General features: G+C 51.5%; 5 protein-coding genes. All 5 read left to right on the top strand.

All coding sequences use genetic code 11. The features are described from left to right. Positions 1-657 (top strand): primase C-terminal domain-containing protein (locus DW49_RS0106375; protein WP_024421137.1); only part of this gene is annotated, 657 nt, incomplete at its 5' end. A gap of 223 nt (positions 658-880) precedes the next feature. After that, positions 881-1,168 carry an HU family DNA-binding protein gene (locus DW49_RS0106380; protein WP_005622242.1) on the top strand — a complete coding sequence of 96 codons (288 nt, stop codon included), beginning with the start codon at positions 881-883 and terminating at the stop codon, positions 1,166-1,168. A 227-nt stretch (positions 1,169-1,395) separates the two neighbouring features. Then, positions 1,396-2,094, top strand: a complete 699-nt coding sequence (locus DW49_RS0106385) for a GNAT family N-acetyltransferase (RefSeq protein WP_024421138.1) — start codon at positions 1,396-1,398, stop codon at positions 2,092-2,094. A gap of 340 nt (positions 2,095-2,434) precedes the next feature. Continuing rightward, entirely contained in the window at positions 2,435-2,830 is a 396-nt protein-coding gene (locus DW49_RS0106390) for a CesT family type III secretion system chaperone (RefSeq protein WP_005622000.1), read from the top strand. Between the two features lie 12 nt (positions 2,831-2,842). Further along, entirely contained in the window at positions 2,843-3,685 is an 843-nt protein-coding gene (locus DW49_RS1000000129620) for an AvrPphF family type III effector (RefSeq protein WP_005622002.1), read from the top strand. Positions 3,686-3,875: the final 190 nt, after the last annotated feature.

Genomic DNA, 3,875 nt, shown 5'->3' on the forward strand with positions numbered 1-3,875 from the left:
TATTTTGCGTACAGCATCGTCAATCGCGAGCGCGAGCTGGGTTCGTTTGAGTCGTTCATGCGCTCGCTCGATGCATATGCCTACAACCACAACAGCTTTCTAAAGCAGGGGTTTTCGGAAAACCTACCGCTGTCGTCGATACGCGCCACGGTCAAATCCGTAGGCCGCTGGACGTGGGATCGCTACACCGGTGATCGCCGTTGCCACCGAGGGGCCATGCAGCTCGATGGCAGCTTGTCGCTCACCGAACGGCAGAGCCTGGCGGCCAAGCGCACCCATGAACTGCGGCACAAAGCCACAGAATCGAAGATACGCGCCGCGTGCCGTCAGCTCCAAGACCAGGGCAAGGCACTGGTGCGATCTGCGATTGCAGCACTCGCCGGCGTTTCTGCGAGCACGGTGGCCAGGTACGCACACATCCTGTCTGAGGTGACCAAGCCTGCCACTGTGAGTGTGCTCAAGGTGAGCGCAGACGCGATGCCAACGGTAACCCCGGGCGACCAAGCGGCACCCCGAGAGGCCGTTCAGTGCCTGAAAAAACAGGCCCTGACGGATCGCGACCAGGGGGTGTCATATGCTGTACATCAGATATCTGCGGTCCCGCAGGGGCCGCAAGCCGTAGTGTCCTTAAAAACAGAACATGAGGATGGTTCATGATGGGGAGTGAGCGTATGAATTAAGTGTGTGCAGCCTTCACAATCTTGCGCTGGATACGCGCAAGCACACAGTCAGTTAGTGTTCGGGCCGAACTCAAGCCTGGTTCGTGTCTCTACATTTCGCGATCAATGGGGGCTGCTACTGGAGAGCTGGGCTCTTGCCTGCCCCAAGCTGACCCCTTACTCTGCAATCCAAATGAATTTGATAGGGAAGGAACACCACCATGGCTTTGACGAAAGACCAATTGGTTGCCGGTATTGCAGAAGCTATCGATGCGCCAAAAACCACCGCGCGTAAGGCTCTTGAGCAATTGGGACAGATCGTTGCCGACCAACTGGAAAGCGGTGCAGAAATCACTCTACCGGGCATCGGCAAACTGAAAGTGTCAGAGCGTCCAGCACGCACTGGCCGCAACCCTTCGACTGGTGCCGCTATCGAAATCGCTGCCAAGAAAGCCATCAAGTTCGTCCCGGCCAAAGTGCTGAACGACTCGATCAACAAGGGGTTGTAAGCCGGAACCGCCGAAATTTCCGTCATGCGCGGAAAGCCAGTAATGGTGCGGATTGACGCCAAACATTTGTTTCCCGGCAGTAATGCCGCCAAGCGAAAAACGGCCTGAATGAGGGGTCAAAATGTACACGGGAAACCGTGATAGTCGGGAACCACTCTGTCGACGTTTCCGACGGAGTTTTCGGCGGTTTGGATTAGCCCCCTTACACGTTATCCCAAGGTTTCATAATGATTATTACCCGATACGACACACATCCCATTCCGTATGGCGTTGGTGACCAGGTTATCCAGTTGGTCACCGACAACGTTACTGAGCTGAGCTTGAATTCGGTGCTGCCAAGCAATCTCATGTATGAGGTTTTTCGTTGGGCTCTGCCTACAGAGGTGGGCGTATATCTGAGTCGAATCTCAGAAGAGCCAGGCAAACCCGTAGAGCTTTTAGTGGCATTTGATGAGGTAGAGACAGAGGTTGTGACCGGTTTTGTTCTGTACTTGCCTGTGGCTACTCATCCCGAGGCTTGCGGAGTCAATTACATGTGTGTGAGGCAGTCACATCGATGCCGTGGTATAGGTCGTGAATTGATGAGCGCGCTGATCGGGTTGTACCCCCACACTGAGCTGACGTGCACGATCAAAAAAGTGCCATTTTACGAGTCAGCAGGCATGCAAGTTATTGATTCACACAACACCCAGATTGTGATGAATACACGGTCTGAGAGTACGAAAGGGATGATGCAGATACTCAACGTTCAGCCAATTTACGATTCTCCAGAAGCTGGATCAATCTACGACCGCCTTGTGCAGAAGTGGGGTCTCAAGGAGATGCGCAAAGCAGAGAAGCAACTCGCGCGTCATACCGATCAACTCGAACGACAAGCTCGGGAGTACGTTGAAAGTCGCCTGAAGGACCGTCAGGCGACCGTCTGACGGCAGGTTCATGTATAGGAATTTCAATAATTCCTATACGGGGTTGTAAGCCGGAATCCCAGAAATTTCCGTCATGGGCGGGAAGCCACTACTGGTGCGGATTGACGCCAAACAGTTATTTTCCAGCTGCGACGTCGCCAAGCCGAAAACTGTTTGATTGAGCGGCCAAAACATGTACGGAAAACCGTGTCGGATAGCAAAAGCAGCCGTGAACCGCTCAGGTGACGTTTTCCGACGGAATTTTCTGGGGTTCCGGCTTACACCACCTATACAGGAACAGTTGGTGGAACTTCAATAGGGTGTCGTACCACTCAGCTGGCTCAATATCTAAGGGGACCCCATGAAAAATTCATTCGACCGCTTAATCGATGGGCTCGCAAAAGACTATGGCATGCCTAGTTTTCCTGAGAAGAAACATGAGCACGAAATTTATTGTTTTGAATTTAATACCGGCGTCTCAATCAAAATTTACCAAGACAAATTTCGCTGGGTGTATTTCGTGGCCGAAATCGGTCAGCTCCATAAAACTGATGCCGATACGTTGATTAGTATACTTTATCTCAACAGTTTCAGTTTTAGAAAGCCTTTCTTTACACTGGGTTTGAATAGCAAAAAAATTGGAGAGCTACATGCGCGTACCCCTTTGCTGGAGGTTGATAACGTCCAGATGCGAGAGGTGTTTGAGAACTTGCTAGGCGTAGCAGCTGAAATTAAAAAAATGTTCGATTTTAATTGAGGGGTGTTGTTTATGGGTAATATTTGTGGTACTTCCGGCTCCCATTATGTATATAGTCCGCCAGTAAGCCCTCGACATGTATCGGGTTCGTCCACACCGGTGCACAGTGTAGGCGGTCAAGGCCTAACCTCGGTGTATCAACTTTCCGCTGAGGCACGAGATGATTTTCTTGATCGCTTTGACCCAATGCGAAACCTAGGTCTGAACTCGGAAACGCCGCTTTACAGGACCACGGATACCAGCTGGCGCAATGTTATTGCGCAAGTAAGAAATCCTGACGAAGATCCGCGCATCGACCATCTGCTGACAATGGCAGAAGAAATTTACAAGGCATCAAGCACTTTTAGAAAAAGAATGAACGCAGTTGCGGGCGAAGGTGGTGTCACGATAAGGATCGTGCCAGACAGTGAGATCGGCCATTCCTTTGGGCATGCCGCAACAATACCGGCAACTCGGTCTATTGCCTTGACAGAGACAACAGCAAGCAACGTTCAAGGACGTCACTATCAATCTCTCAATATATTATTGGTTGAACTCTCAAACCTGAGCCGGGCCAATGAAATTGCGGAGATCCGTTCCAGTTTCCAGCAGGGACGAATAGGTCAGCGGCGCGCGGCTCATAACACCGAAAGAGCAGAGTATGGAACGATCGAAGACATGGTCAAATATTTTACGGAGGCTCGACCTGTCATAGAATCACTAGGCTACGGGAATCCGTCGATGTGGTACGCCGCACACGACTACGGCGGCGGAATCGTGCCAGCATACCGATCATTCGAAGATTACTACGCAACAGCGCTTTCAAGCGGCCATACTGACGTTTACCTTAACAACTATTCTCGGTCTGATGAATAGCTGCGTTGGAGGTCGCGGGTGATCGTGGACACCAAGGGCTTCCCCATTGAGCACAAGCCCAATAGTTTCTGTTTGACTCCGCTGCATGTGCCGGATCGACTGAAAGAAGGTGAAGGACTGCGGTACTACAAACGGTCATCTTGAGCTGATCGCTCGGACCCTGATGAAAGACGCACGTGAGGGCCTCGTT

Origin of the sequence: Pseudomonas avellanae BPIC 631, assembly GCF_000444135.1 — a bacterium.
GTDB classification, from domain to species: domain Bacteria; phylum Pseudomonadota; class Gammaproteobacteria; order Pseudomonadales; family Pseudomonadaceae; genus Aquipseudomonas; species Aquipseudomonas avellanae.

Excerpts from the sequence above, each read along its gene's own strand:
- DW49_RS0106385 (WP_024421138.1), top strand. The coding sequence starts at position 1,396 with ATGATTATTACCCGATACGACACACATCCCATTCCGTATGGCGTTGGT.
- DW49_RS1000000129620 (WP_005622002.1), top strand. The coding sequence starts at position 2,843 with ATGGGTAATATTTGTGGTACTTCCGGCTCCCATTATGTATATAGTCCG.
- DW49_RS0106380 (WP_005622242.1), top strand. The coding sequence starts at position 881 with ATGGCTTTGACGAAAGACCAATTGGTTGCCGGTATTGCAGAAGCTATC.
- DW49_RS0106390 (WP_005622000.1), top strand. The coding sequence starts at position 2,435 with ATGAAAAATTCATTCGACCGCTTAATCGATGGGCTCGCAAAAGACTAT.